Here is a 26,575-nt window from a genome sequence, read left to right on the forward strand (position 1 = left end):
CCCCCTCCTGAGCAAATTATTATCCTTTCGCCGCGAATTCTCCAGGTAGCTTGTAAGGTACTTTGAAGCTGACCGTCGTACCCACTCCAGGTGTACTCTTGATATCAAGTCCGTGCCCGTATAAAGTCATCAATCTGCGGTGAATATTGCGCAGACCTACACTATTGCTATGAGTCCCCTCAATCAGAAGCTGTGGTAGCAGCTTAGGCAGAATTCCGACACCATTGTCACTCACCCGAATATGTATGTGGCTGTCTTCATGGTGTATTACAATCTGAATAAGTCCGCCAGTAGCCCTCTGCATAATTCCGTGCCTGATCGCATTCTCCACAATCGGCTGAATGGTTAGTGGTGGAATGAGAGCCTTCGCCTCCTCACTAATATCGTATTCAACCTGAAGCCTCTCCTCGAATCGTGCCTGCTCAAGGGACACATAGGCTTCTACAAGCTCAAGCTCCTTTTGCAGCGGAATCGTCTGATCGCGATTCTGGAAATCAAAGCTGCCACGTAAATACTGACTTAAGTCCATCAACAGCTCAATTGCCCGATCCGGGTCCACCGTACAGGTTGAAATAATGACATTCAGGGCGTTGTACAGGAAGTGCGGCTTGATCTGGGCTTGTAAAAATGCCATCTCAGAGCGGACAACCTCCTGTGCAGAGGAACGAATATTCAGTAGTGTATGCACACGTACTCGCAGCTCCTGAGCATCCACAGGCTTGCGCAGAAAATCATTAGCCCCTGCCTCAAAGCCAACTTCAATATCACCAGGCAGATCCCTGGCGGTAAGCAGCAGGATCGGCAGCTCGGCCAGAGAATAGCTCTCACGAATCGCTCTGCATAGCTCTACTCCCGACATGCCCGGCATGACCCAATCCGTAATGACCAGGTCAATACGCTCTTGTCCGGACACATATTCCAAGGCCTCGGTCCCTTGATCAACAGCGATGACCCTGCAGCTAGGCGAGCTAAGCAGCTCCATTAGAACCTGCAGATTAATCGGGTCATCATCCACTGCCAGTATTGTATGCTGTCTCTCATCTGCAGGCAGAACGGCTCGCTGTTCTCCCGGAGACGATGAAGCAGACGTCTGCTTACCAGCCGTTGTCTCGTTCAGACTGCCGTACCTTACCAGCTCCGATTCGATCAGGTATTCGTTTAGGTCCAGTAGCTCTGCTGACATAGTCACGACAGGCTGCTTATGGCTTGCGTCGACAAGCGGGAGCGTGAAGATAAAGACAGAGCCCTTTCCTACCTCAGATTGTACTTGAATACGTCCACAATGCAGCTCAATAAGCTGCTTTGTAATATTTAACCCCAATCCGGTCCCGCTGTATGGAGATTGATCTGATTGGCCTCCGCGATTGAACAGCTGGAATATATCCTGAAGATGCTCCTTGGCAATACCAATTCCTGTGTCCTCCACTGTGAGCTTCAGCTCGCGCTCGTTTGACTCTGCCCGAATCGTGATCGTTCCTTCATTCGTGAACTTCACAGCATTCCCCAGCAGATTGTACAAAATCTGACTCAGTCGATCCTCGTCAGCGAGGACACGCGGAAGCTCCTCTGGCAACTCCGTAATGAACACAACTCTTTTCTTGCCCACTGTATGACTTAGCACCTCCAGCACGGAGTATACAGCGGATCGTACATCTACAGCTCGAAGATAGAGCTGGAGCCTGCCATTTTTGAGATTCGAGAAGTCCAGAATATCGTTGACAAGGTATGACAGTCTACGCCCCACAGCTGTGATTAATCCCAGATTACTGAGCTGCTTCTCATCCAATCGCCCCTCTGAGCGCTCGATGGTGGACTGGGCAATGTTAATAATGCCGTGCAGTGGAGTTCTCAGCTCATGCGAGGTATTGGCAAGGAACTCATCCTTCAAGCCATCCAGCGTGAGCAAGCGGTGAGACAGGCTCTCCACCTCATAGAACGATTTGGCATACCGATGAGCCAGCAGGAGCGCCTGGGCACTGACGAAGATCAGGACTTCATAGGCAATCAAGCCCTTGATTTCCAGTCTCCCCACCAGATTCGTGATGGTTACTACAACCGTCATCATAATGCTGAGCATACTGGCGGTCATATATGTAACACTCTCCGGTCGCATGACCAGCCCCTTGGCCATGGCATACACCGAATAGAGCACACTTACGATGGCATACATTAGCAATACCGGCTCGGTAGTAGACATGATAATCGTAGGTAGCAGCAGGCCGATGGCCACCAGCAATACAGTGCAGCCTGTCGATATCCAAAGGGCGATACGGTGCACCAATCCCTCTATATAGGTGCTCACATACCTTAGCAGGAAAAAATACACCAGTGTCGATGAGATCAACTGAATGCGCAGGATCCATTCATAGGGAATGCCAGGAATCGTACCTGCCAGCTTCTCACCCTGCACCAGACAGTACAGCAATGCGGCGAAGCAAAATCCACCCAAGTAGAGCAGAGACAGCTCCTTTTTCCGCAGACGGTACAGTACCATGAAATAGAGAGCAGGCAGGAAGAATCCAGCTGCAACCAGCAGATCCATAGCTAATGCCTTATTCCGTACCTGCTGAATGGAGCCTGTATCTCCGAAGAGCAACGGCTTGACCATCCCTCCTGAAGCATAGCTATAATTCGCTGCATGGATCGTCAGCTCAAGCGTGCTGCCATCTGTTTTGCCGAATCCAGTAAACGGAACATTCCCTGGTTGTCCAGTATCCGCTGTTCTGCTAGGCTCCCCACTGGCTCCGATCTCCGTATCATTCAGGTAGACACGACTCGCGGAGCGAATATTCTGCATGGTGACACCGTATACGTCCTCCTGCTCATCAGGCAGTAATATTCGAAGGCGGTAAGTACCAAATCCGTCAGGCTGACCATCCGGGAGAGCACTGTCCCATTTTCCAGGCACGGCTATGTATGATTTCTGAACCCTATTCAGCGAGTGCACATCCAGAGAAGCCTCTGTCATCCGCATAACAGGAGGGGATGGCGGTAGGAAGCGCTCCGAATAGAACTCCCATTCACCACGAAGCTGTACTACACCCTGCTCACGAAAGTTCCATTCACGAAGATCCAGCACTCCCTTCTCTGCACGCGGAAGCTCCCGGCTATCTGCGGACCACGCTAGGATGAGATACACTGGCAGAGCTACGGTCATTAGTACAACCACAGCTATGCTTACGATTTGCTTTTTCATAGATAAGAGGCTCTCCCGGTTTTTTGGTGTCTGGACAAGGAACCTGCCATTATCCAGCTGTAAGGCTATAGTAGCCCATTCACTGTCATCCGTCATCCTCTTACCCCAAATAAAGACCACAAATCATGGTAATTCTGATGTACCTCTCCAAATTGATTATAGATCGTGCCTCTGAACGGATTCTGAGCAATACAAGATCGAAGGTGAAATAGATACCCTTGAGAAAATTTATGCAAAAAGCTTACATATTTGCTCCGCTTCCTGACAAGCCTATGAGTATCCGTGTCGTGCGGAAGATGCACATCATGAACAGGAGGTTTAACGTATTGAAGACATTGATCGTGAAGAAGCTAGGCTGGCTCCTATTAGGTGGCTTGCTGATCCTGACTGCACCAGGCATGGACAGCGTAGCCACAGCGGCTGGAGACGGTCAGCCCTTTCATTTTGGATTCAAGAAAAGCCGTAACGGCGAGCTTCCATCCATTGCACAAGAAGGCTTCATGGAGAAGCTACAGGAGCAAGGAGCCGTCTTCTTGGGAGATACGAGCCACAAGGAGCTATATCTGACCTTCGACAATGGCTACGAGAATGGCTACACAGGCAAAGTACTGGATGTTCTGAAGCAGCATAAGGTACCGGCGGCCTTTTTCGTAACCGGACATTTCGTGCGAGATCAGCCTGAGCTGCTACGCCGAATGGCGGATGAGGGCCATATCATCGGCAACCACTCCTGGAGTCACCCGGATATGACTACACTATCTGCTGAGCAGATCCGTACAGAGCTGGACAAGGTACGCGAGGCAGCAGGCAAGATTACGGGACAATCAGAAATGAAGTATGTCAGACCACCGCGTGGTATCTTCAGCGGAAAGGTATTGAAGGTGTGCCAAGAGGCAGGATATACCAACGTATTCTGGTCTGCCGCCTACAAGGATTGGGATGTACAGCGGCAAATGGGCTCCAATCATGCCTTCCGGCAGGTGGTCTCACAATTCCACCCTGGAGCCGTTCTTTTGCTGCACTCGGTGTCCAAGGATAATATGGAGGCATTGCCTTCCATTATTCAGGCGGCCCAGCAGCAAGGCTATACGTTCAAGAGCCTAGATGAGCTGCAGCATAAAACCTACCGATAAGCATATATAGTACGTAGAACAACAAGCTGAATACCAAGCTGAATAACAGTCGACGGGCTTCTGCTTGCAGCGGCTCTATATTCACATTTGTAACCGGTCAAGGGTAAAGGAGTAGCCTCTCGACCTCTACACACATAGACCCCGGAATAGCTGCCTTCTCTGGATATAGGAGAAACAGTACAATTCCAGGGTCTATTTAGGTTGTACTTCAACCGTTCAAATTACCTATATAGATAAGAGGAGAAATTTTAGCCGGGCCCGGCTGGCTCCTTGATCACTGCAAAAGGATAACTCGTGGTACGATTCTCATGATGGGAGGAATTCGCATGACCTGCACTCAGGACAATCTGATCGGTGAAACGATGTCAGTCCCTGGCAACATCAATATCGACGTTGCCTCCGCTCAGCCACATGGTACCAGACGCTTAATGCTCAGTGACAACCCCGAGACATTGACGTTGACCAATGTACCCGAAGTGGACGGAACCTTATGGCATGATGTGGTCCACACTACCGACAAGACTGTACGGCATCGGATTTTTGGCTGGCACTACAACAAGACAGGTGGCCCAGTCCGTATCGGTGTTACGATCGAGAATAAGAATGGGGCACCCATGAGGCTTAGCCAACTGGAAAGAGAATTGAAGGTTGTGCCAGAGACTGCGAGCTGGATCATTGATGTCGGACAGTGTATTGCCAAGTCCTGTCTGGCCGGGACGATGGAGCGCATTCGTCCAGTGGATTCACTTCAAGCCTGTCGAGGTGTATCTCTGCTGGAACAATTCGAGGTTCCAGAGGGGTCTCTGGCTGGCTTCGTCTATGATCTGACGTTGACCCGTCCGGGACACCGAGGGAAGCTGGATTATGAGATCCGAACCGTAGTGAGTAAGGACCTAACTGCTGACTTGCGTGAGGTGGTATCAGCACCTCTACCGCCTGTACCGCCACCACAAGCCCACCCCCGAGGAAGCTGGAGCTTCAGCGAGACGGACGCTATCATGCCGGAGTATATCATCGGTACAAGTGCTAATTATAGAGCTTGTGCTGCCTCACGGCTGGACGGAACAGTTCCGGCTGACCTGCTGTTCACAGCAGCACGTAGTGAACTAGGGCCAGCACTTGATAATCGGGGACAGTTCGGGGTCATCTACCATGTCACAATCCCGATCTATAACCCTCTACCGGAGGAACGCCAGGTACGCATTTATGCCAATCCACGCGGAGGTGCTTTTGCAGGCTCAGTACGACTGGACAATACCGTGTATGGCATTCCACTCCTGCGTAACAATACCCAAGTCTGTAGACTTGCAGACATAACTGCTCCTCCAGGCCGCAGCTCGTATTCGTTCAGCTTCATGGTGGCTGGCAGTGCCAGTACTCCACTTGGCATTTATGTGACGAGTCCTTAATTATCCTTAATCATCCTTAATTAGTCCCTAATTACTTCTTAAGATGATCCTCAGCGCAATAAAGCACACAGGTCAAGGGATAAAGCTTCTCCCGGGTCCTGTGTGCTTTATTATAGTCCCACATATACGATAATTGTGTCCTTATGTATGCATCCCAGCCAGTCTTATGCAATGGATACATAATTCAGCGGCTCCTGCTGCGGACGTCCGAACAAATAGCCTTGGGCCAGCGGAATTCCTGCTTGCAGACAGTATAGATAATCCTCGCGATTCTCAATCCCCTCTGCAAGTACTTTTCCATGAAAAGCTTTAGCCGATTGCACAATTCGCTCAATCTGACGCTGCTTCTGCGGATCACGGTGACATTCGTGAATGAGACTACGATCTATTTTCACATAATCAGGCTCAAGTCTGTTCATGAGCTCCATCGTCGCGTACCCGGCTCCCAGATCATCCAGAGCCACGGCAATCCCGTGTCTGCGATATTCATCGAAAATACGCTTCAATACATCCAGGTCTTTAATTTCCTCCGTCTCAACGACCTCAAACACAAAATCAGCAGGATCAAGCGACAGCTTTGCAATGATGTCAAAGGAGTGCTGGAGGCAAAACTTCGGATTTCGGATAGATGAGGGCAAAAAATTCACAAATCGCTTCGTACCCCGAGGCAGATATCTCGCGCTTGTCTCAATAGCTTTGACGCAAGCAGCTCGGTCCAGATATGTATACAACCCCGTGCTTCGAGCCACCTCGAATAATTGATAGGGTGAGATCAATTGCTCATGTGATGACTGGCGAAGCAGAAATTCATAACCGATCACTTGCAGATCCTGATCCACAATGGGCTGCATATGGCTGCTGAATTCCCGCCTGAGAATAAGCTGCACTATATCGTAATGCTCCAGACGTGCCCGCAGCATTGCAAGTTCTACCCACTCATCCGACAGCAGGTGTACAGCCGATTCTTCACTTCGGGATTTCAGCTTTCCTTCCAAGGCCGATTCCTCAGCTTCCAGGAGAAGAAACAGTTGCAGCAGCTCGTCCATATTGGAATAGGGGCATCCGATGACATGGTTATCCAGCAACACGACGTGTCCCATTTGCTGAAGCTTATGCCTGATGCTTCCATCCACTGGGCGAATCCATAGCGTCCCCTCTGTGCGGATCGGGGGAATAGTACTGCAGCTGCCACAATTCATAAATATGGGCCTCCCTGGAAACTAAATTTCCTTTTTTATGAATATCATAACATGTATTTTAGAACAATAGGACTACTTTTTCGACGTATTTTTTACTTTTCAACAATTATCCACAACGGAAAAGGCCTTAAGAACTATAGTTTCGAGTTCATTTACGAAAAAACAACATGCGTATGAGTGCATATCCATCGTCGTGCATAATTATATGTATAACTATAAATTTATCGACATACTTCTACATAAACAATCCACATGTATTCGAAACCTTTTTGACCAATCTAAACCAAATACAGACAAGCCCTGTGCCCTCGAAGGAGCGACAAAGCTTGCCTGTATGAGTTGACCAGCTTCAGCACCATAGGTGGCTGTCACCAGGCCGATTGTGATAACAGCAATTTACTTGGGCAATACGATTTCTTGCCCTACCTGCAACTGATACACATTTTTGATATTATTCAGCTTCGCCAGCTCCTGCCAGCTCACGCTATACTCCAGGCCGATCCGGTACAGGTTGTCACCCTTCTTCACAATATAGCTACCCGGCTTCGCGGATGCTGCAGGTGTAGTAGGTACAGCTGTTGGCTTGTCAGCGGCCGCTGGCTTCGAGTCCTTGGAAGGCGTTGTCGGCTTCGCAGCAGGTGCTGTCGGCTCTTCTGTGACTGTTGGCTTTGCACTACTTGATACTGAAGATTTCAGTGTGTATTTGGCAAAGCCATCCTCTTGCGTTCCTGCGAAAGACATCGTTGCACTGGAAGCCGTCAAGCTCTGAGCACTTGGCGAAGATACGAAGGTAACCTTGGCATCGCCAAACGGAGCAAGCGACCAGTTATTATCCGCCGTCGGGTTAATCGTCCCGTTATCACGAATATAGTCGATAATTACCTGACGGTTCTCGTCTGGTGAAGCGATTACGATGCGCTTTCCATCCGGATTCGCCAGCTTGGAGGAGGAAGCGCGATAGTTATTGGTAGCCACGATGAACTCCTGCTTCGGATCAATCGGCTTGCCATCATAGCTCAGATCCTTGATCCGGCTAGCTGATGGATTTAACACTGTACCCTTGGCATCGTACTTCGCAGGCTGTGTGACATCAATCTGGTAGTTAACGCCATCGATCACATCAAAATTATAAGTTGGGAAGTCACCATTAATCAGTTGCTGCTCATCGGTCTTCAGTGGATCGATCTGGTTGAATTGCCCCGCAGACCACTCCAGCCATTCCTTCACTTCAGCCCCTGTGATCTTCACCGCATATACTGTATTCGGATAGACATAAAGGTCAGCTACGTTCTTAATCGCAATAGTACCAGCCGGGATGTTCGTGTAATACGATGCTCCCGAGCGTCCTCCTGCCTTGAATGGCGCTCCAGCGGAGAGGACAGGCAAGCCCTCATATTCGGTTCCCTGCAGGTGCTGCTCGATATACCACTTCTGTGCATTCGTCACAATCTGGATGGATGGATCATCCTGTACCAGAGCGAAGAAGCTGTTGATTGGGGCTGTTGTCGTTCCAACAGGTCCACGTACATACTCCAATGTCTCTTCATGCTCATGATATACGGCATCCAGTACATCTTGATCTGCTTCTACCAATGATTTCTTGTTGGCTTTGTCATAGATGGCGCGTACTTCCGTGGACGAGTCACTCACTGTCCATTCGCCATCGGTCAGAGTCAGCTCCAGATCAATGATTCCGAGGTGATCTCCCCAGTATCCAGGCTCAACGGATGGAACACCATTAATCGTGCCCTTCTCTAGGTCTACGCCTGGTTTATCCTTGAAGTCTGCACTTGGAAATACCTTGTGAGCATGTCCGAACAGGATCGCGTTAATCCCCTCTACCTTGCTCAAATAGAGCACGGAATTCTCCATTAGTGGCGTCTGTGGAATATCCTCGAAGCCAGAGTGCGGGATCGCCACGATAATGTCGGCGCCTTCCTCCTTCATCTTCGGGATGAATTTCTGTGCCGTCTCCACCATATCCTTGGCGATTACCTTGTCAGTCAGATGCTTCTCATCCCACTGATTGATCTGTGGCGGTACGAATCCGATCACACCTACCTTAACGGTATGCTCCTTGCCTGCTTCATCCTTGACTGTCTTGTCCAGAATCACATAAGGTGTGAAGTAATTCTTCTCCTGATCCTCTGCATAGTACACGTTGCTGTTCACATATGGAAAATTAGCTCCCTCAAGCGTTTGCTTCAAGAAGTCTAGACCATAGTTAAATTCATGATTTCCCAGGTTACCAGCGTCATAATCCAGCAGATTCATGGCCTTGTATACCGGGTGAATCTCCCCCTGCTTCAGCGGATCTACCTTGGCTACATAGTCGCCCAGCGGATTGCCCTGAATGAGATCCCCGTTATCGAACAGCAGGCTATTCGGTGCCTCTTCACGAGCCGCCTTGATCAGACTGGCTGTCTTGGCAAAACCATACTCATCTGTGGCCTTATCCGCGTAATAATCATAGTTAACCATATTGACATGTAGATCGGTTGTTTCCATAATACGTAGCTTGACCGTAGCATTACCTTCCGCCGCAGATGCAGACCAGCTGGGCAGTACCCAGACATTCGCTACCAGCAAGACCGCAGCCAATCCCTTGTACAGACTTTTTCGCGAATTCAAAATATAACCCCTCCCGTACAATATGTATGTAACCGAATCCAAAATGCACGATTCACTGAACATTTTAATCTAACTTGGGTCAATTGAATAGAGATATGTAAACATTACGTTAACGTTATTTTTACAAGAATAGACATGTGAACGCGGGGAACAAGCACGGAGAAGCCAAGGAATGGGAGAAGATAGTAGCTTAGGCTTCACGATTCCATGCGGACATTGATTGGCATTATTTATGTTATATGATTCAATATACTAGAAAGGCTGGATCAGCCTGCACAAATCAAAGTAAGTGAGTGAATGCCAAATAAGCCAAATAATCTATAGATGGCAGATTGACAATAACACAGCTGTTAGAGGGAGAAATATTATGAAGGCTAATCTACGTGCCCACTCCTCAGATACTAATTTTGAGATTGAATGCAAGGACATCATTCTAAGGGAATTCTTAATCACAGATCTAGACGATTTTCACTCACTCACCTGGCAGCCTGAAATACATGAATTTTTGCCAGACTGGAACGTATCGAAAGAGCAACGGACAGATTGGTTTATCAACTATGAGGTCCCAGACAACAAACAGTTCTTTGATGCTGTATCGCAAAGAAAAGACATTGGTGAGCTACGTCTGCGATTAGGAATTATCTTGAAAGAGACCGGGGAATTTATCGGTTGGTGTTGTTCAGGAATTAAGGAGGAATTACCAGCGCCAAATCGAGAAATCATGTATGCAATCTCTAAGGACCATCGAGGTAAAGGCTTCACAACCCAAGCCTCACAAGGGATGATCGAATATTTATTTGGCCATACAGACGTTGCAGCGCTCAGTGCTGTTGCTTTATTGGATAACGTTCCATCGAATAGAGTAATACAAAAATGTGGATTTAGCTTTCAGCACATTATTGATATTGATGATGAAAAGTATAACTATTATACACTTCATAAAAAGGATTGGGCAGTCAACCGCTAGAGAAAACCGCTAGAGAAGACTTCACCAGCCCAGCAATCATCTTTTAGAAAAACTCTTCTACAAAACCCTCAATTAATAAGGACCGCCAGGAGAATTCCTGACGGTCTTATTAACAGCCGTATCCTTTACTTCTCCCAGACCTGACGCTCCATGCCCTGGCCTGTGTACTCAATACGAGCAGGTGTAATATCCAGAATCACATAATCTGGGTCATCCGGGCCTGAGAACCACTGCTTCAGCTCATCGTTCCACAGCTCATGACGCAGCGACTCCTGCTTCGTAATCTCACAGGTCCCCTCGACCTCAACAACTTCCTTAGTTCCCCCTGCTTCATAGCCAAGCAGCAAATACACATTCGGATTGTCCTTGAGCTCTTCCACTTTATGAGTCTTGCGACTCGTAGCCAGATGAATATTGAGACCATTATTGAAAAGGGCCATGTAGCGCACTTTTGGCTTGCCGCCTTCGACAGTACCCAGCGAGCAATAAGGATTTTGCTTCAGAGCCTTGATGATGCTCTGCTCCAGTTGTTCACGATTTTTTGTTGCTGTACCCATGATCATCCGCTCCTTTTTGTTGGTATTATTCACAACATTTGTTCGAAATGATGCATCTCTTACTTGTACCCTGTCCGTTCTGCCTTGAACCGATTCCTGAACTGAGTTCTGAATCGAGCCTTTGAACCAAGACCCGCATCACCCGCTTCATTCAGCAGGCCAATTGTCAGCATATCTTCTGCGCACAGCAACTTATATCCCACTATGGACAGCTTGAGTGGAAAGGCCTATAATTACTCCTGTGCAGACACATATCTACATATGCTGGCTGTAGCACAAAAAATTCATAACCCTGTCAGGGGTGCTGGAATCGGCCGGCTGAGATTGTGTCCCGCAAATGACACTGACCCTTTAACCTGATCTGGATAATGCCAGCGTAGGAAGCTTTAGTCCATGTCCATCCCGTTCGATGGCCATGCTCCTTATTCATCGCATACGTCCCGGTCCGGGGCGTTTTTTTGTGTTCGCTCGGCAGATGTACAGATTCACTCCAAATTAGGAGCTGCTAGTCCCATAGAGTACCCATCGTTGAAGAATACTATGCTTAACCTACGGGTAAAGAAAGAAGGAGAGATGCTCTACATGACACAATTAGGAAGCACTACACGATCTACTGGTTCTTCAAGATCTTCAAGCAATTCAAGCAATTCAGGCTCTTCAAGGATGGACTCTTCTCACAGCACTCGAATAGTTCATCAACGTCGGATGTCTGTTAGGTGGACAGGGACGGCCCTTCTGCTGGCTCTTCTACTCTTGCTGAGCGCTTGTGGAGCCGCAGCACCTACACCATCGTCTGGTGAATCAGGGGAGTCCTCTAGTCAAGGAGCCTCGGGCTCCACTCCGGAATTGAAGGACATTAAGGTCGTACTCGACTGGACGCCGAATACGAACCACACAGGATTATACGTAGCCCAGCAAGAAGGTTATTATGAGCAAGAGGGGCTAAAAGTAGAGATTGTGCAGCCAGGCTCTGGCGGAGCCGATCAGATGGTCGCTTCCAACGCCGTTCCTTTTGGCATCAGCTATCAGGAAAGTGTGACTCAAGCTCGTACACAGGATGTACCACTCGTCTCCATTGCCGCGGTTATTCAGCATAATACGTCAGGCTTCGCCGCTCCGGTGGATCGCAATATCCATTCCCCCAAGGACTTTGAGGGAAAAAGCTATGGCGGATGGGGCTCCCCCGTTGAAGAAGCAGTGATGAAATCCATTATGGAGACTGAGCAGGCCGATGTTAGCAAGGTGACAATGGTGAACATGGGAAGTGCAGACTTCTTCACCGCAGTCAAACGAGATATTGATTTTGCATGGATTTTCTACGCTTGGACAGGAATTGAGGCAGAGCTACGGGGCGAGCCGCTTGATATGCTATATGTCAAGGACTACTCAGACAAGCTCGACTACTACACACCAGTCATTGTGACCAATGAACAGACAATCCAGAATGATCCCGAGCTCGTAAAGGCCTTCATGAGAGCTACAGCCAAGGGCTACCAGTATACGATTGAGCATCCTGAGGAGGCAGCAGACATCTTGATCCAGGCTGTGCCAGAGCTGAACCCTGAGCTTGTTCGCGCCTCTCAAACATGGCTGAGTCCCCGCTATCAGGATGACGCATCACAGTGGGGCTTGCAGAAACAGGAAGTATGGCAGGGCTATGCCGAGTGGATGTTCGAACGCAAGCTACTGGATAAGGAGCTTGCGGTAGACAAAGCATTTACAAATGACTTCCTGCCGCAATGACGAATGCAGCGTATATTTCGTCATTTCAAGGCGGCCAATAACGACACACACTAATGTATGGTCAACATCAGAACAGGCTAATGTTGTTTTCAAGAACTAAAATTCATCGAAGAAGGTGAGAGTTAACATGGCAGATACATTGCTCAGCATTCAGGTTATTCCCAAGACTCCCGGTGGGGAGGATTCCATCCCTTATGTAGACCGTGCTATCGAGGTTATTCAGAAATCCGGCGTCAAGCACGAGGTTCATCCGCTGGAGACTACGATGGAAGGGAACATTGACGAGCTACTGAAGGTGGTCAAGGATATGCACACCGCCCTCATCGAGGCGGGCAGCCCCAGCGTGATCTCTCAGATCAAGATCGCACATAATCCGAAGGGGATCAGCATGGATCAACTGACTGAGAAATATCGTCCATGAGCCGTAGAGGACCTTCACGAAGTTCCTGGCTACAGCGCGTGTGGCCGCCACTTGTGGCGGTCCTCTTCTTTTTGGCGCTATGGCAGGCGGCAGCGACCTTTCTGAACATTGAGGCTTGGCTGTTACCCAGTCCGATTCGGATTATATCCGAAGGGACAGCTCAGTCAGCCCTGCTCGCTGGACACACCTGGGCGACCGTCAAGCTGATGCTCGGGGGCTTCGCCATTGGTTCAACAATCGGGCTGCTGATTGCCATTGTGCTGCACATGATTCCTTTTTTCAAAACATCGCTGTATCCTTTGCTGATTCTTAGCCAGAATATTCCCATTATTGCGCTTGGCCCGTTGCTTATGATCTGGTTCGGCTTTGGGCTGCTGCCTAAGCTCATGGTGATTACACTCGTCTGCTTCTTCCCGGTTGCTGTCGCGGCCATGGACGGATTCATGCAGACTGATCGTACCATGATGAATTACATGCGAATGTCAGGCGCTGGAAGACTGCGGATATTTGCCAGACTGGAGCTCCCTCATGCGCTACCGTCGGTATTCTCAGGCATTAAGATCGCCGCCACTTATAGTGTAATGGGCGCTATTATTGCGGAATGGATCGGCGCAGACAAGGGTATCGGGTACTACATGCTATTGCAAAAGGCGGCATACCGTACTGATCTCGTATTCGCAGCAATTGGAATTATTGTGATTCTGAGCCTGCTTATGTTCTTGATCATTATCTTGCTGGAGAAGTGGCTAGTCCGCTGGCAGCCACAGAAGAAATAATACCTTCCATTCATAACTTGTCATAACTTGCGGTCTTAGCTAACGATCAATTGCCAGCGATGTGCAATAAGTAACCTTGGCATGACATCTACACTGTGATGATTAAGTAAATAAGTGAGAGGGTTCGAGGAGGAATGAGATATGAAGACAGAGCAGCCGCAGGCCGCACTTCAGGTAGACCGGATTAGCGCCGGCTTCCACAGTCGTAGCGGATGGTTACCCGTAATACAGGACCTCTCCTTGACGGTGGAGCCAGGACAGTTCGTATCCATCGTAGGACCTTCCGGTAGTGGTAAAAGTACGCTATTTCATATGATCGGGGGACTCATGACTCCGCAAGAGGGTCGGATCTTCATGAATGGTGCAGAGGTAACGGGTGAACGTGGACATATCAGCTACATGCCCCAGCAGCCTGCGCTTTTCCCATGGCTCACGACCCTGGATAATGTCCTGATGGGGCAAGATAATGCACCAACCCAGCGGAATCAAGACCGCGCCAAGTCGCGAGCTGAGTCACGAGCCGAAGCCAGGCGGCAGCTGACCGAGATCGGATTGGAAGCCTTCGCGGATGCCTATCCACACATGCTGTCAGGGGGGATGCAGCAGAGGGCCGCGTTCCTGCGGGCATTGCTGAGTCCACAGGAGCTGATGCTGCTGGATGAGCCATTTAGCGCGCTGGATGCCATGACCCGTAGTGACATGCAAAGCTGGCTGCTGCATGTATGGGAGCGGCACCGGCGTTCCGTCCTGTTCATCACCCACAACATTGAGGAAGCACTCCTGTTGTCAGACCGCGTCTATGTGCTCTCGGCACGTCCTGCTACGGTACTGCGTGTCGTTGATGTTCCCTTTGCCCGGCCACGCCGGGAGGAGATCATGCAGCAAGTGGAGTTTACCCAGCTCAAGCAGGAGCTGACCCTGTCGATGAAAGAGGAACGACAGAAATCTGTGCAGCTTGCTCAGGGGGGATTCTGATGAGTGAACAAGCATCCCGTCCCCCTATGCAGCCTAACAGTGGCCTGCACTGCACTGGAGTCACTCATGCTGGCAACAGTCCAGCAGCCTCCAAGTATAGCTTAATTGATACACATATTCACCTGGATCAATACTTACCCGAACAGCAGGCAGACATGATTCGTCAGATGGATGCTGCAGGCGTGCAAGCCCTTCTGTCCGTGTCCATGCATCTCGCCTCCAGCCGCAACAATCTGGCATTGGCACAGCAATATCCGGGTAAGGTGCTACCGGCCTTCGGCTATCACCCTGAGCAAGCTCTCCCGACAGCAGATGAACTGGCGGAGCTATTTCACTGGATCGAGCAGCACCAGGACCAGATGATTGCTGTCGGTGAAGTCGGTCTCCCCTATTACCTTGCACAAGAAAAGGCTGCTCAGGGAGAAGTGTTCGACCGGACGGGATACATTGAGCTGCTGGAGCAATTCATTATACTCGCCGCTCGTTATCGCAAGCCCATCATTCTCCATGCTGTGTACGAGGATGCCGAGATTGCCTGCGATCTGCTGGAAAAGCATCAGGTGCAGCAGGCTCATTTTCACTGGTTCAAGGGAGATGTCGCGACCGTTCAGCGAATGGCAGCCAATGGATACTATATCTCTTTCACGCCCGATATTGTGTATGAGGAGGAGATTCAGGCGCTGGCACTCCAATATCCTCCCCAACTAGTCATGAGCGAGACAGACGGTCCTTGGCCGTTCGAGGGTCCATTCGCTGGACAGACTACCTCTCCATGGATGGTGAGCGAGGTCATACGCACCTATAGCAAGCTGCGGGGAATGCAGGAGCCAGAGGCCCGGGCCCTTCTTCATGCTAACGCCTGTCGGTTATATGGGCTGTAAGATATGGACTGTAAGGCTGCGCAGGCTTGTTGCACCGTGATTCATGGCGCATCATCCTCACATCACAGCATTCGATCGGCCTAGGGGCAAGTTGGCTCTAGAACTTCATGAATCCTTTGCTATGCAAATAATCCCTCAGCTCCAGCCGTGTTGGCTTGATGAGTCTTGCGGCCATATTCTCCGACCAGGAAGCTGTCCGCTGCCCACCCGTGCGTTCCGTAATGTACTGGACCATCGTCTGGTCGTACAGCTTCACAGCTGCCTTGGATTGCTCGCGATCATAACCATTCATATGCAGCACACCGGACAGCGGCAAGCGCGGTTTGCTGCCGACCTCTTGGTCAGGCACACCGATGCACATGCCGAAGACTGGATACACAAGCTCTGGCAAGCCGAGCAGCTCGGATACCTGAGCAATATTCGTACGAATACCACCGATATAGACAATTCCAAGTCCAAGGGATTCAGCGGCTATGGCCGCATTTTGTGCAGCCAAGGCCGCATCAATAGTAGCAACAGCATAGTTCTCCGTAGAGGATACCTGCGACTGAGCCTCAGGCTGATGCCATTCTACAGTCTGCTGTACACGGTACAAATCTGCACACCACACCAGAAATACTGGGCATTCCGCTACATAGGCCTGTCCTCCGGCCAGCTCGGCAAGCTGCCTCTTCAGCTCATCATCTGTGACGGCAATGGCTGTATAGGCCTGCACATTACTGGAGGTCGAAGCCATCTGGGCGGCTCCGACGATCTGCGCCAGCTGCTCCTCGGTTACAGGCTCCGGCTTGAACTTTCTGACTGAGCGATGATTCATTAGCAGCGCTATCGTATCATTCATGCTGGTTTCACTCCCAATCCTTGTAGAATAAAAGCTATCGTCTGATCCACAATCTCATCCTGAGAGAAGTCCTCCGGCTCAAGAATGGACTCCAGTTGTCCTCTCCGCTTCTGGGAGATCGACGCATGAAGCACGAGCAGCAGCGCCTGATTCAGAGAACGGTAGTTAAACACCCCTTGCTCGCGTCCCCGCTCCAGCACTTGCTTGACCTTTTTCCAGATCGGCAACAAATACTTGAGAATATACTCCTGTCGGTCAGAATGCATCGTCATTTCTTGCTGAATGATGTCACTCATTTCCTTGTCCCGGATGGTCGATTCAATAATGCCGCGCAAGAGGAGCACAAGACCCTCGACTGGACTGATTGCAGTGTAGTCAAAGTCTCTCGGCTGGTTCACATGATGAAGACACTCAAAAATGGCCTCATAAACCTTCTCCTTGCCTCCAAAATGGTAGGATACCATGGATACATTGACTCCTGCCAACTGACAGATCTGTCTAACACTTGTCCCATCATATCCCTGCTCGGCGAAGCAGCTTTTGGCCGTTAACAATATGCGTGTTTTGACATCTTGCTCTCTGTGCTCTGGTAGTGATGACATACAGCGTTCTCCTTACAGCAATATTTACCTCGTATTATGTTACTTTATGGACCAATACGCAAGTAAGCGGCACAGATGGAATCTGCACCGCCTACGGCCCTCATGTTGCGCTATTTTCATTACAATGGGGCCAACTCACCGTAATCCTGAGCCTAATTTTATACCGAAGAGTTCATCGCTGGTGCAGTAGCCGCTCTTGCCTTGGCTGCACGCAGTGCACTGGCTGCGCATCCGATCAGCAAGGAGATGAGCAATATCAAGAGCAGCATCCATGAAGCCTTTGAAGCCCCTATACCTCCCAATTGAATGGCTGTAATCCCCTGCACAGCATAAGAGGCAGGAAGCCATTCTCCGATCGTTTGATAAATGGGAGATAGCAGTTCTCTTGGCACCATCGCGCCAGACGAGACCAGCTGCAAAGACAGAACGATAATATTGAAGAGCATACCTGCACTACCGAATACGATGAGAAAGAGCTGGGCAAAGAACATGAACGTTCCTACGAACAATGCCTGGAACATCCACAGCTTCAGGAAGCCCTGCTCTGCCTGTCCACCTAGCATGACGACTAGCGTAGAGCCGATCAAGGAGATCAGGAGGCAAGAGACCACGTTAATGATGATTCTAGCTCCAAATTTCTCATACCAGGTGAACGCCGCACCGAGCATTCCGGTAGCCATCTGCACATTCAGCCCCATAATCATGACACCTACATAAGAAGCAAGGACAAGCATCATGGGCACCATCTGATTGTTCATTCCCTGTACCGGGTGGATCGAGCTAAGCTGTGAGCCAACCTTATGGATAGAGGTCTGAGCTACCTGCTGGGCTTGCTCTGGTGACGCACCTGAACCGACCAATTGAGCCATTACACTGGCCGTAGAGGCCTGGGAGTTCACAGTAGCTGTGATGGAGGCCGCCGCGTTGCTCATGATGCTCTTCACGGTAACTGGATTAGCCTCATTAATCGTATATCCAATGACAGCCTGGCCGCCCGGTGTGGTCAATTGAGAAGTAAAGCCTTGTGGTATATCAATGACCATCTGTACCTCACGAGCATCCAGACGGGACTGAGCCTCCTCCAGTGTCATACCTTCCTTCACCTGAAAAGGCAGATTGCTGCTCAGCTGCGCTGCAATCTCCTGAGCTTGTGCGGATTCGTCCTCGACCACAAGGGCCACCTGCAATTGATCTGCCCGATCATTAACACCTTGATAAGCTGTCATCCAGATTACACTAAAAATGATCTGAAACATGATAGCTGTGATGATGCCAATCATAGTCTGTGGTTTTTTCATATATGCCTTAACCGCATTTAGCATGATTCATCCTCCGAATTCAAACAAACGTTTGTTTCATTTTTTATTTAAAATATAAGATTTTGGGCGAAACATGTCAACTATTTTCAGAAAATAATATGTTACTTTCGCAATATACAAAAGTACATAACAAACAGCCCGTAAAACCCAATTGCAGGCTGTTACGGGCTTGTTATTCGTTTATAGCTATGGCAGAGAATACGCGTCATACCTAGTGCCTCGACCATTCAAAAGCGAATGTAGATACGCTGCAAGCGTGATGTCCGTCTACAGCTCAGAGCTTTATCCGTTGCAGTCGCAGGGCATTCAGGACAACGGAGACGGAGCTGAAGGCCATCGCAGCCCCTGCCAGCCATGGAGCCAGGAAGCCAAGTGCTGCAATAGGAATGCCTATGACATTGTAAGCCAACGCCCAGAACAGATTTTGCTTGATATTGCGCATGGTACGCCTACTCATGTCCATCGCATCAGGCACACTGTTCAGATTGCCTTGCATCAGCGTAATATCCGCAGCCTCCATCGCCACATCTGTCCCTGTTCCCATGGCGATACCAATGTCCGCCGTGGCTAATGCAGGCGCATCATTGATCCCGTCACCTACCATGGCTACGCGACGTCCTTGCTCACGCAGCTTGGCTACCTCCGCTGCCTTCTCCTCAGGCAGTACCTCTGCCAGTACGTTAGCTATACCTGCTTGTGCGGCTACGGCTCGTGCAGTCAGCTCATTATCTCCGGTAATCATAATGACCTCTTTGCCCATAGCCTGCAGGCGCTTCACAGCTTCCGCCGACGTACTCTTGATCGTATCCGCTACCGCCACCTGACCAGCGTAGACACCGTCAATCGCTACCAGCATCGCTGTCTTGCCTGCACGCTCGAATGCTTTCATTTGGTCGGCAGCTGCGCCCGGAATGGACACATCCTCCCGTTGCATTAGCTTACGAGTGCCCGCATAGACGACATGGTCTTCTACGACAGCTCTGACGCCGTAGCCAGGAATGCCTTCGAAGTCTCCTGCCTCAGGGATCTGAATACCCCGTCCCACAATCCCCGCCACAATCGCCTCAGCAAGCGGATGCTCGGAATGCTTCTCAGCGGCAGCGAGCAGACTTAACCAATCCGTGGCATTCCCCCCATCGGCAGCCACGGTATCCGTTAGCTCAGGCTTCCCGTGTGTAATCGTCCCCGTCTTGTCGAAGACGACAACATCGGTGTGATAAGCCGATTCCAGATGCTCCCCGCCCTTGAACAAGATACCGTATTCTGCCGCTCGTCCGGAGCCTGCCATAATAGAGGTAGGTGTTGCGAGCCCAAGTGCACAAGGACAAGCGATAACCAGCACAGCTATAGCCTTCTCCAGCGCACCCGACAGATCACCCGGGGCTACCAGCAGGTACCACACAACAAAAGTTACTACGGCGATTCCTACAACAATCGGTACGAAAATTCCAGAAATGACATCGGCAACACGCTGAATTGGTGCCTTCGAGCTCTGGGCTTGCTCTACTACCTTAATGATCTGTGCCAGAGCCGTATCTTGCCCGGTACGGGTCACTCGCACCTTCAGCGAGCCGTTCTTGTTGACCGTCGCTCCCGTTACCGGATCGCCTGCCTGCTTATCGACGGGGATACTCTCACCGCTAAGCATGGATTCATCCACGGCCGAGCGTCCTTCCTCTACCGTGCCATCGAGTGGAATTTTCTCACCCGGTCTAACGAGCAGCAAGTCTCCGGGAACAATCTGCTCCACCGGAAGCTCAAGCTCCTCGCCGTCGCGCAAGACACGTGCCTGAGGCGGCTGCAGGTTCATCAGGCTGCGAATAGCGCTGGAGGAGCGTCCTTTGGCGACAGCCTCAAACCATTTTCCCACTAATATCAATGTGATCAATACGGCGCTCGTCTCATAATACATTTCGACCTGTCCATGAGCATGTGCACCAACGGATTGATAGGTCAGGTAGAGACTATAGAAGTAAGCCGCCGAGGTCCCCAGTGCCACCAGCACATCCATATTGGCGCTACCGCTGCGCAGGGCCTTGTAGGCTCCGACATAGAATTGCCAGCCTATGATGAACTGGACAGGTGTCGCTAGAATCAACTGGAACCAGGGATTCATGAACAGCTCGGGAACATACATCCAGGACGTGAAGCTGAAGTGGCCCACCATGGCCCACAGTAAGGGTAAGGACAGTACGGCGGAGATGACCCACTTCCATAGCTTGCGGGCTGTCTCCCGCTGCCGCTGCTCGAACAGATCAGGCCCTTCCCCTTGCGGGATAGCTCCATACCCTAGCTGCTGCACCTTGTCTACGATGCCCGCTCGGTCGAGGACACCTGCTGTATACTCGACATGTGCTGTTTCGAGCGCAAGATTCACATTCACTGTCTCTACTCCAGGCAAGCGCGACAGCCCCTTCTCAATCCGGGTAGCACAAGCCGCGCAGGTCATGCCCGTAATATTAAAATCCGCCTGCTCAGTCACCGTTCCATACCCCAAAGTTTCGATCTTGCCGCGCAGCTCGCCAATTCCTGTCTGTCCCGCTACGTAATCAATGGTCACTTGCTCGGTAGCCAGATTCACGCGTGCATTACTGACCCCTTCCATACGGTTCAGACCCTTCTCAATCCTTGTGGCACAAGCCGCACAGGTCATCCCGGTGACATGCAGCGTCGTATGCGCCTCAGACTGAGTGATATCTCGTTCCATTTGTGAGCACCTCCATTCATATACCCTATGGGGGTATGTATATTTGAAAAATAAAAACGTCTTGCGACGACGTATTCCAGTGTAATATTTCGAATTAGAATTTGAATTTGAATACCCGACGTTACCAGCAACAGTCAGTGGAAAATAGGATACCCCTGCCGGGTACACAGCTCAAGAAGAAGCCTTCTCTTGCCTTAGAAAGAAAGCCTCTTCTCAAGTTAACTAACCACTCTGATTAGACAATATCGTACCCTTGGTCCTCAATAGCATGCTTGATCTCACCAATTGAGATCTTGCTTTCGTCAAAGTCCACCAATACAGTCTTCGCCTCCAGATTAACCTTGGCCTCCGCACCCGCTTCCTTCACCGCGCGCTCCACAGCCTGTACACAATGGTTGCAAGACATACCTTCTACATTTAAAGTAACTTGAGACATCCTCACATTCCTCCTGCCCAAAGTATATTATTTCATCAGCTTCTTGACAGTAACCAGCAGCTCGTCAATCACTTCATCCTCACCAGCCTGAATGCGCTCAATGACACAGCTCTTCATATGCCCCTCCAGCAGTAGCTTGCCAACTGCATTCAGAGCAGACTGTGCAGCCGCTATCTGGTTCAGCACATCGTCACAGTACGTATCCTTCTCAATTAACCCCTTGATGCCGCGAATCTGGCCCTCAACACGGTTGAGTCGGGAGATCATACTGTTCTTCAGCTCGGCGGGATGATGGCTGCGCCGTACACCCTCGGCAGAGGCTGAGGCATGCCCGCAAGCATGACCCTCAGGGGCACAAGCCGGAGCTGCCGACTCCGTTGTCTGATTCTGTTCTTCTGCACTCATATGGCTTACCCCTTCCTGTCAATCTGTTCAGGTTCATTCTAATATACCCATAGGGGGTATGTCAAGGAAGTCTATTGTCTTGCTCCTGAACACTTTCTCTCTTCCCGGTGCTATGACCCTGACTAGCTCCAGGCCAACATCTTCGTCTCCCGAAATCCGTTAGACTACCAGATCATTATCGCCCTATTCGGAAAGAATCAACCTGCATTCTTCAAATGACGCTGCACGAACAGGGTATAACAGGCCAGTGCTGCCAGCTCCCCAATCGCAATGACCAGCGCCATCGGTATTGGCGTCGTTCCACTACCCAATCCCACTAGAGGAGACGTAATAGAGCCAATGAGGAGCGGTAGGAGACCGAGTAGTGCCGATGCACTGCCTGCATTCGCTCCCTGACTCTGCATTGCAAGAGATGTCGTCATCGTGGACACAATACCCACGGAAGCCACTACGAAGAATAATGGAATGACAATGGATATGAGTCCTCCACCCAGCAAAGACACCAGAAGCAGCGCTACACCTGCAAGGGCCGCGATAATCAGACCAATGCGCAATAAGAGACCTTCACCCACACGTCCGGCTAGACGACCTGCCACCTGAGCAAAGAGGACAATGCCTATTCCGTTCAACGCAAAGAATAGACTGAAGCCCTGTGGCGTCACACCGAAGATATCCTGCAGCACGAACGGAGAACCGGCAATGTATGCGAACATGGAGCCTGTAATGAGGCCCTGAGACAATGCCAGCCCCATGAACATAGGATTCGCCGCCAATGCTCCAAAGGTCGACAGCGTCTGCTTCAGCCCTCCAGTAGAACGCTTGTCCTTCGCGAGCGTCTCAGGAAGTCCCAGCACAACCGCGATCAGCATGACGACTCCAATAATACACAGCACCATGAACACTCCACGCCAAGGCATGAATTTAAGCAGAAGCCCCCCAAGGACCGGGGCAGCAATAGGAGCCAGCCCGTTCACGAGCATGAGGAGCGAGAAGAATCGGGTCAACGCAGGCCCTGAATAGAGATCGCGAGCAACAGCACGCGAGATGACAATCCCCGCTGAACCGGTAAGTCCTTGAATGAACCGCAGCACCAGCAAAATTCCGATATTAGGCGCAAATACACACAACAGCGAAGCAACGGCATAGAGCACCAGAGACACGATTAATGGCCCGCGGCGCCCTCGTACATCACTAAGTGGGCCAGCAATGAGCTGTCCGATTGCAAGCCCCAGCAGACAAGCCGTCAAGCTTAATTGTGCCAGCGAGGCTGTCGTCTGCAAATCTTGTGCCAGTATAGGCAATGAGGGCAGATACATATCAATAGATAATGGTGCGAAGGCGCTGAGTGCCCCTAGCACAAAGGCAATCCATAGCACACGTCCACCTTTTAATGGACTGGCTTGCATAGTAGTACTGGATGAAGATTTCATTATGTAAGTTCCTCCTAATAACTTGCTGATCGAATTACTGAATCGAATCTCAAGCAACTCGATACAACTCATAGGCTTGCAAAGCCTGATTGTAGCATTATATACCCTACGCCTTGCGCACAGTCAATACCGCCAGACGTCCGAGAAGCCTGTAACTATAGGCCAGCCACATGATTGATCTGAGAATGAATCCAAAATTAGTCCATGTAGTGCCCTATTCTAGATTTTCGTCTATTCTTCGACATGTAGCTGAATGTTTCATGAATTATATGTAACTATCGCAAATACAGCTTACCTCAAAACAAAAAAGCGAGCAACTCGGTATCATTGCTTCGCTTCTTCGTCGATTGTTCAACTAACCCTTTGAAAATATGAATAAGGAACTATTAAGCACTATGCAATAGGTATTATTTTCGGAAGTATAGCTACATCGGATACGAGTGAATGTGTCTTGAAATGCAAAAAGACCCAGGGCATCTGCCCTGGGCTCTAACTGCTCAACGATCCAAACCTCTGACAAACTCTCGCATATTTCGAAGGTAAGATTCTGGAGTGGCTGATAATGTATTCAGCAAATTCTGCATGCTGTCCATAAATGCATTAGCTGATGACGTGTCGGCTGTCTTGAACCGATTCGTTATTTCCGTGTTATTCAGCAGCTCATTGAACTGCTCCGTTTGCTTCTTGTAGTTTTCCAGCCAATGCGAGTGGCTTGGAACCTGTCTTACAAAATCCAGCAGCCTGCTCAGTCCAAGCTCAACTCCACCATTCTTGATATCATCCTTATATGCTTCATATCTCTTGGGGTCGACCACCCTCATCAGCTCTGCCGGGTTGACATAGTCTTCAGGAGCACCTGATGGACGCTCTGCGGGAGTTATGTAGCTAATAGTTCCTGTCTCCGGGTCAATGGATCGAGTCTTGGCGATTGCAGCAATCTGCTCCATCGTCTTCAGGAATGTCTCGGCTTTGTCGCCTTCCATATACTGCTCAGCAATATATTTAGACTGGGAAAGCCCCATCTCCAGCAGCATCGCTCGTTGATCCTCATCTGTCACCGTATCGTCGACAATAAAATTGGATGCAATCATACGGTACACCGTGTCCGATATGCTCTCCGGTTGGTCCTCCAGCACTTTGTTCAATGAATCGTTAATCTGCGTTGTGCCGAAGTATTTGATAGGTTGAGAAATAGTAGCCCCTTCAGCTAGCTGTCTGCCAGCTGTACTAATTTCTACGGAGTCTTGAATAGTAGGTATGGAAGATGGAGCACTTTTCACTTGAGCTGGCTGGTTCTCTGTAAGGGTAGGTTTCATTCGCGGACTATCGGGTCTTATCGTGACTTGATACGATCTGAGTGCTTCGAATTGCATATGATCTCCTCCTGATCCGATGTAACAGGCAGCTTAGGAGTTAAACGATATCGTGTATTCCTGTTTGTACCTTAATTATCGGATTGAAGTTAGTTGGAATGAATATGTATGAACGTCAGAAGCTGGATTGTAAGCCGATACGCCATCTTCAATTTACATTCATGCCTAGTTCTCGAAAGCTCCTGCGTGTATGGATCGTACTGGTAGGCCGTCGTTCCCGTTGTGTCCTTCATGCTTAAACGCTTGCCTGTCACATCATATGCATAATCCACGACCTGATCTGGCCTCGTCTGATTATCTCATCACTACTACAACAATTACCTTACCTACATTAAAAAAACCACATGGAGCTAAATACGCTCGCATGTGGTTGAACCGATTGTTAATTAGTCAAGAAATATTAAGTGGACGCAAATAATCTCTTGTAAGAGTTCTTTCTCATGGGTATCGATTTCGCCCAAATCACATGAAGCCGTGGAAAATGCTTTCACCTTTTAATCACCTATCATTAAGATGCTTTGAGCTAGAGAACCTCTCATAACTCCTCCTCAGAGAACTATCGTACTTGGCTAGACAGTCCGCCTCACTACAAAATATTAATGTCTATGCCTTTCAACTGGACTTCCAAATTCCAATCTAAAGGTTTGGGGTTAGACGAACTGAACCACTTGGCCCCCTCGTTTATCCACCTTGTTCTATAATCTTCAATTGACTCTGGATTGTCCTTTGCATCATCATCAAATCCAGACTCAAAACCGCAACAATTGCATATCTCATAAGTTGGAAAACCATTTGCATCCCATTGGGGGTAATCAAGTTCATCATATCCACACACTAAACATACATATTTACTCATAGTTAAATTCCTCATATTCTTATGGATTTTGGGTCGTAATTCTCATGAAATAATTATAACCAGCATTGGAATCTCTACTTCCATACTTAGGTTTATAAAGACTACCTATGGTACCATCTCTATGGATGAAAACCATATCATTTGTCCGTTTGTTGTAAATCACCTTCGTATTTCCCTGATACCTTTGTATAATATTAACCCCATCAACCCTTTTTGTGGCTAAATCATAAGCTAAATCATAATAATCTTGTTTTGTGAAATCGTCTCCATACTCCCTTCTACCGCCATTTCTGCCTAGAACATGTTTATCAAAATGCTCGTCAAATCTACTAAAACCACTAAAACAATCCGTATTATGCACCCAAATCCCAATATCTGTTACATAGTACGTATGGTAGTCCGCAACTGTGAAGTTATACACCGTGATTGGCTTGTCCAGCTTAAGGAATTCAACCTTATCAATCTTCAGGTTGCTTCCATCGGCCTTCTGGAGTTTGTCCCCGACCTGAAGCTCATCAGCGAAAATCCAACCTTTCCCTTCCACCCAGAACGGATGATTGTCGGTCGTCTCGATGACTTGCTCCCCGACATGTAACTTAATAATATCATCACGCTGGTTGCGATATAAAGCGGTGACTTCCTTGTAACCTAAATCTCCCTCTGGATCACTCTCATCCTTGGCAAGAACCTGATCTCCGACTTCAATGTCCTCAATATT

22 protein-coding genes and 1 riboswitch are annotated in these 26,575 nt (G+C 49.4%); of the genes, 8 read left to right on the forward strand and 14 right to left on the reverse strand.

Going from position 1 to position 26,575, the window contains the following annotated elements:
• Positions 1 to 19: 19 nt before the first annotated feature.
• Positions 20 to 3,196, reverse strand: coding sequence for a hybrid sensor histidine kinase/response regulator (locus D328_RS0121785; protein WP_018887168.1), 3,177 nt, complete (start codon positions 3,194 to 3,196; stop codon positions 20 to 22).
• A gap of 398 nt (positions 3,197 to 3,594) precedes the next feature.
• On the opposite strand from D328_RS0121785, the gene pdaA reads away from it, so the two are divergent.
• Both pdaA and D328_RS0121795 read left to right on the forward strand, forming a co-directional pair.
• Positions 3,595 to 4,329 carry a delta-lactam-biosynthetic de-N-acetylase gene (pdaA, locus tag D328_RS0121790; RefSeq protein WP_154659270.1) on the forward strand — a complete coding sequence of 245 codons (735 nt, stop codon included), beginning with the start codon at positions 3,595 to 3,597 and terminating at the stop codon, positions 4,327 to 4,329.
• Between the two features lie 326 nt (positions 4,330 to 4,655).
• Complete coding sequence (locus D328_RS0121795) at positions 4,656 to 5,738, forward strand: hypothetical protein (RefSeq protein WP_018887170.1); 1,083 nt, start codon at positions 4,656 to 4,658, stop codon at positions 5,736 to 5,738.
• Between the two features lie 164 nt (positions 5,739 to 5,902).
• Here the strand turns inward: D328_RS0121795 and D328_RS0121800 are convergent, their stop codons facing one another.
• Together D328_RS0121800 and D328_RS0121805 are read right to left on the reverse strand one after the other, a co-directional pair.
• On the reverse strand, positions 5,903 to 6,937 hold the full coding sequence (locus D328_RS0121800; RefSeq protein WP_018887171.1) for an EAL domain-containing protein: 1,035 nt from the start codon (positions 6,935 to 6,937) through the stop codon (positions 5,903 to 5,905).
• Between the two features lie 396 nt (positions 6,938 to 7,333).
• Positions 7,334 to 9,568, reverse strand: a complete 2,235-nt coding sequence (locus D328_RS0121805) for a bifunctional 2',3'-cyclic-nucleotide 2'-phosphodiesterase/3'-nucleotidase (RefSeq protein WP_018887172.1) — start codon at positions 9,566 to 9,568, stop codon at positions 7,334 to 7,336.
• Between the two features lie 367 nt (positions 9,569 to 9,935).
• Between D328_RS0121805 and D328_RS0121810 the strand changes: the two genes are divergently transcribed.
• Positions 9,936 to 10,535: a GNAT family N-acetyltransferase gene (locus D328_RS0121810; protein WP_018887173.1), complete on the forward strand. Its 600-nt coding sequence runs from the start codon at positions 9,936 to 9,938 to the stop codon at positions 10,533 to 10,535.
• A 125-nt stretch (positions 10,536 to 10,660) separates the two neighbouring features.
• On the opposite strand, the gene D328_RS0121815 is transcribed toward D328_RS0121810, so the two are convergent.
• Positions 10,661 to 11,092, reverse strand: coding sequence for a pyridoxamine 5'-phosphate oxidase family protein (locus tag D328_RS0121815; protein WP_018887174.1), 432 nt, complete (start codon positions 11,090 to 11,092; stop codon positions 10,661 to 10,663).
• Between the two features lie 287 nt (positions 11,093 to 11,379).
• A riboswitch (TPP riboswitch) is annotated at positions 11,380 to 11,492 on the forward strand.
• Between the two features lie 305 nt (positions 11,493 to 11,797).
• On the opposite strand from D328_RS0121815, the gene D328_RS0121825 reads away from it, so the two are divergent.
• The 5 genes from D328_RS0121825 (at position 11,798) to D328_RS0121845 (ending at position 15,888) form a co-directional block, all read left to right on the forward strand.
• Positions 11,798 to 12,835: an ABC transporter substrate-binding protein gene (locus tag D328_RS0121825; RefSeq protein ID WP_033413504.1), complete on the forward strand. Its 1,038-nt coding sequence runs from the start codon at positions 11,798 to 11,800 to the stop codon at positions 12,833 to 12,835.
• Between the two features lie 127 nt (positions 12,836 to 12,962).
• Positions 12,963 to 13,256: an MTH1187 family thiamine-binding protein gene (locus D328_RS0121830; RefSeq protein WP_018887177.1), complete on the forward strand. Its 294-nt coding sequence runs from the start codon at positions 12,963 to 12,965 to the stop codon at positions 13,254 to 13,256.
• Positions 13,253 to 14,032 (forward strand): ABC transporter permease, encoded by a 780-nt coding sequence (locus tag D328_RS0121835; RefSeq protein WP_018887178.1) that lies wholly within the window; start codon positions 13,253 to 13,255, stop codon positions 14,030 to 14,032. The genes D328_RS0121830 and D328_RS0121835 overlap by 4 nt, the downstream gene beginning before the upstream one ends.
• A gap of 141 nt (positions 14,033 to 14,173) precedes the next feature.
• Entirely contained in the window at positions 14,174 to 15,007 is an 834-nt protein-coding gene (locus D328_RS0121840) for an ABC transporter ATP-binding protein (RefSeq protein WP_018887179.1), read from the forward strand.
• Positions 15,007 to 15,888: a TatD family hydrolase gene (locus D328_RS0121845; RefSeq protein ID WP_018887180.1), complete on the forward strand. Its 882-nt coding sequence runs from the start codon at positions 15,007 to 15,009 to the stop codon at positions 15,886 to 15,888. Before D328_RS0121840 ends, D328_RS0121845 begins: the two co-directional genes overlap by 1 nt.
• 97 nt (positions 15,889 to 15,985) lie before the next feature.
• On the opposite strand, the gene nfsA is transcribed toward D328_RS0121845, so the two are convergent.
• The 10 genes from nfsA to D328_RS31650 all read right to left on the reverse strand — a co-directional run.
• Positions 15,986 to 16,729, reverse strand: coding sequence for an oxygen-insensitive NADPH nitroreductase (gene nfsA, locus D328_RS0121850; protein WP_018887181.1), 744 nt, complete (start codon positions 16,727 to 16,729; stop codon positions 15,986 to 15,988).
• Positions 16,726 to 17,331: a TetR/AcrR family transcriptional regulator gene (locus tag D328_RS0121855; protein WP_018887182.1), complete on the reverse strand. Its 606-nt coding sequence runs from the start codon at positions 17,329 to 17,331 to the stop codon at positions 16,726 to 16,728. Before D328_RS0121855 ends, nfsA begins: the two co-directional genes overlap by 4 nt.
• A 158-nt stretch (positions 17,332 to 17,489) precedes the next feature.
• Positions 17,490 to 18,653 (reverse strand): YhgE/Pip domain-containing protein, encoded by a 1,164-nt coding sequence (locus tag D328_RS0121860; RefSeq protein ID WP_018887183.1) that lies wholly within the window; start codon positions 18,651 to 18,653, stop codon positions 17,490 to 17,492.
• A gap of 271 nt (positions 18,654 to 18,924) precedes the next feature.
• Complete coding sequence (locus D328_RS0121865) at positions 18,925 to 21,357, reverse strand: heavy metal translocating P-type ATPase (protein WP_018887184.1); 2,433 nt, start codon at positions 21,355 to 21,357, stop codon at positions 18,925 to 18,927.
• Between the two features lie 235 nt (positions 21,358 to 21,592).
• Positions 21,593 to 21,793, reverse strand: coding sequence for a copper ion binding protein (locus D328_RS0121870; RefSeq protein WP_018887185.1), 201 nt, complete (start codon positions 21,791 to 21,793; stop codon positions 21,593 to 21,595).
• A 27-nt stretch (positions 21,794 to 21,820) separates the two neighbouring features.
• Positions 21,821 to 22,198 (reverse strand): metal-sensitive transcriptional regulator, encoded by a 378-nt coding sequence (locus D328_RS0121875; RefSeq protein WP_018887186.1) that lies wholly within the window; start codon positions 22,196 to 22,198, stop codon positions 21,821 to 21,823.
• A gap of 197 nt (positions 22,199 to 22,395) precedes the next feature.
• The gene (locus tag D328_RS0121880; RefSeq protein WP_018887187.1) at positions 22,396 to 23,628 is read right to left on the reverse strand and encodes a multidrug effflux MFS transporter; all 1,233 of its coding nucleotides are present in this window, start codon (positions 23,626 to 23,628) and stop codon (positions 22,396 to 22,398) included.
• 497 nt (positions 23,629 to 24,125) lie between these two features.
• Complete coding sequence (locus D328_RS0121885; protein ID WP_018887188.1) at positions 24,126 to 25,001, reverse strand: hypothetical protein; 876 nt, start codon at positions 24,999 to 25,001, stop codon at positions 24,126 to 24,128.
• Positions 25,002 to 25,587: 586 nt separating this feature from the next.
• Complete coding sequence (locus tag D328_RS0121890; protein WP_018887189.1) at positions 25,588 to 25,857, reverse strand: hypothetical protein; 270 nt, start codon at positions 25,855 to 25,857, stop codon at positions 25,588 to 25,590.
• Between the two features lie 19 nt (positions 25,858 to 25,876).
• Positions 25,877 to 26,575: polymorphic toxin-type HINT domain-containing protein (locus D328_RS31650; RefSeq protein ID WP_018887190.1), on the reverse strand; the 699-nt coding region annotated here is incomplete at its 5' end.

The sequence above is a fragment of the Paenibacillus massiliensis 2301065 = DSM 16942 genome (genome assembly GCF_000377505.1).
Lineage (GTDB): Bacteria > Bacillota > Bacilli > Paenibacillales > Paenibacillaceae > Paenibacillus > Paenibacillus massiliensis.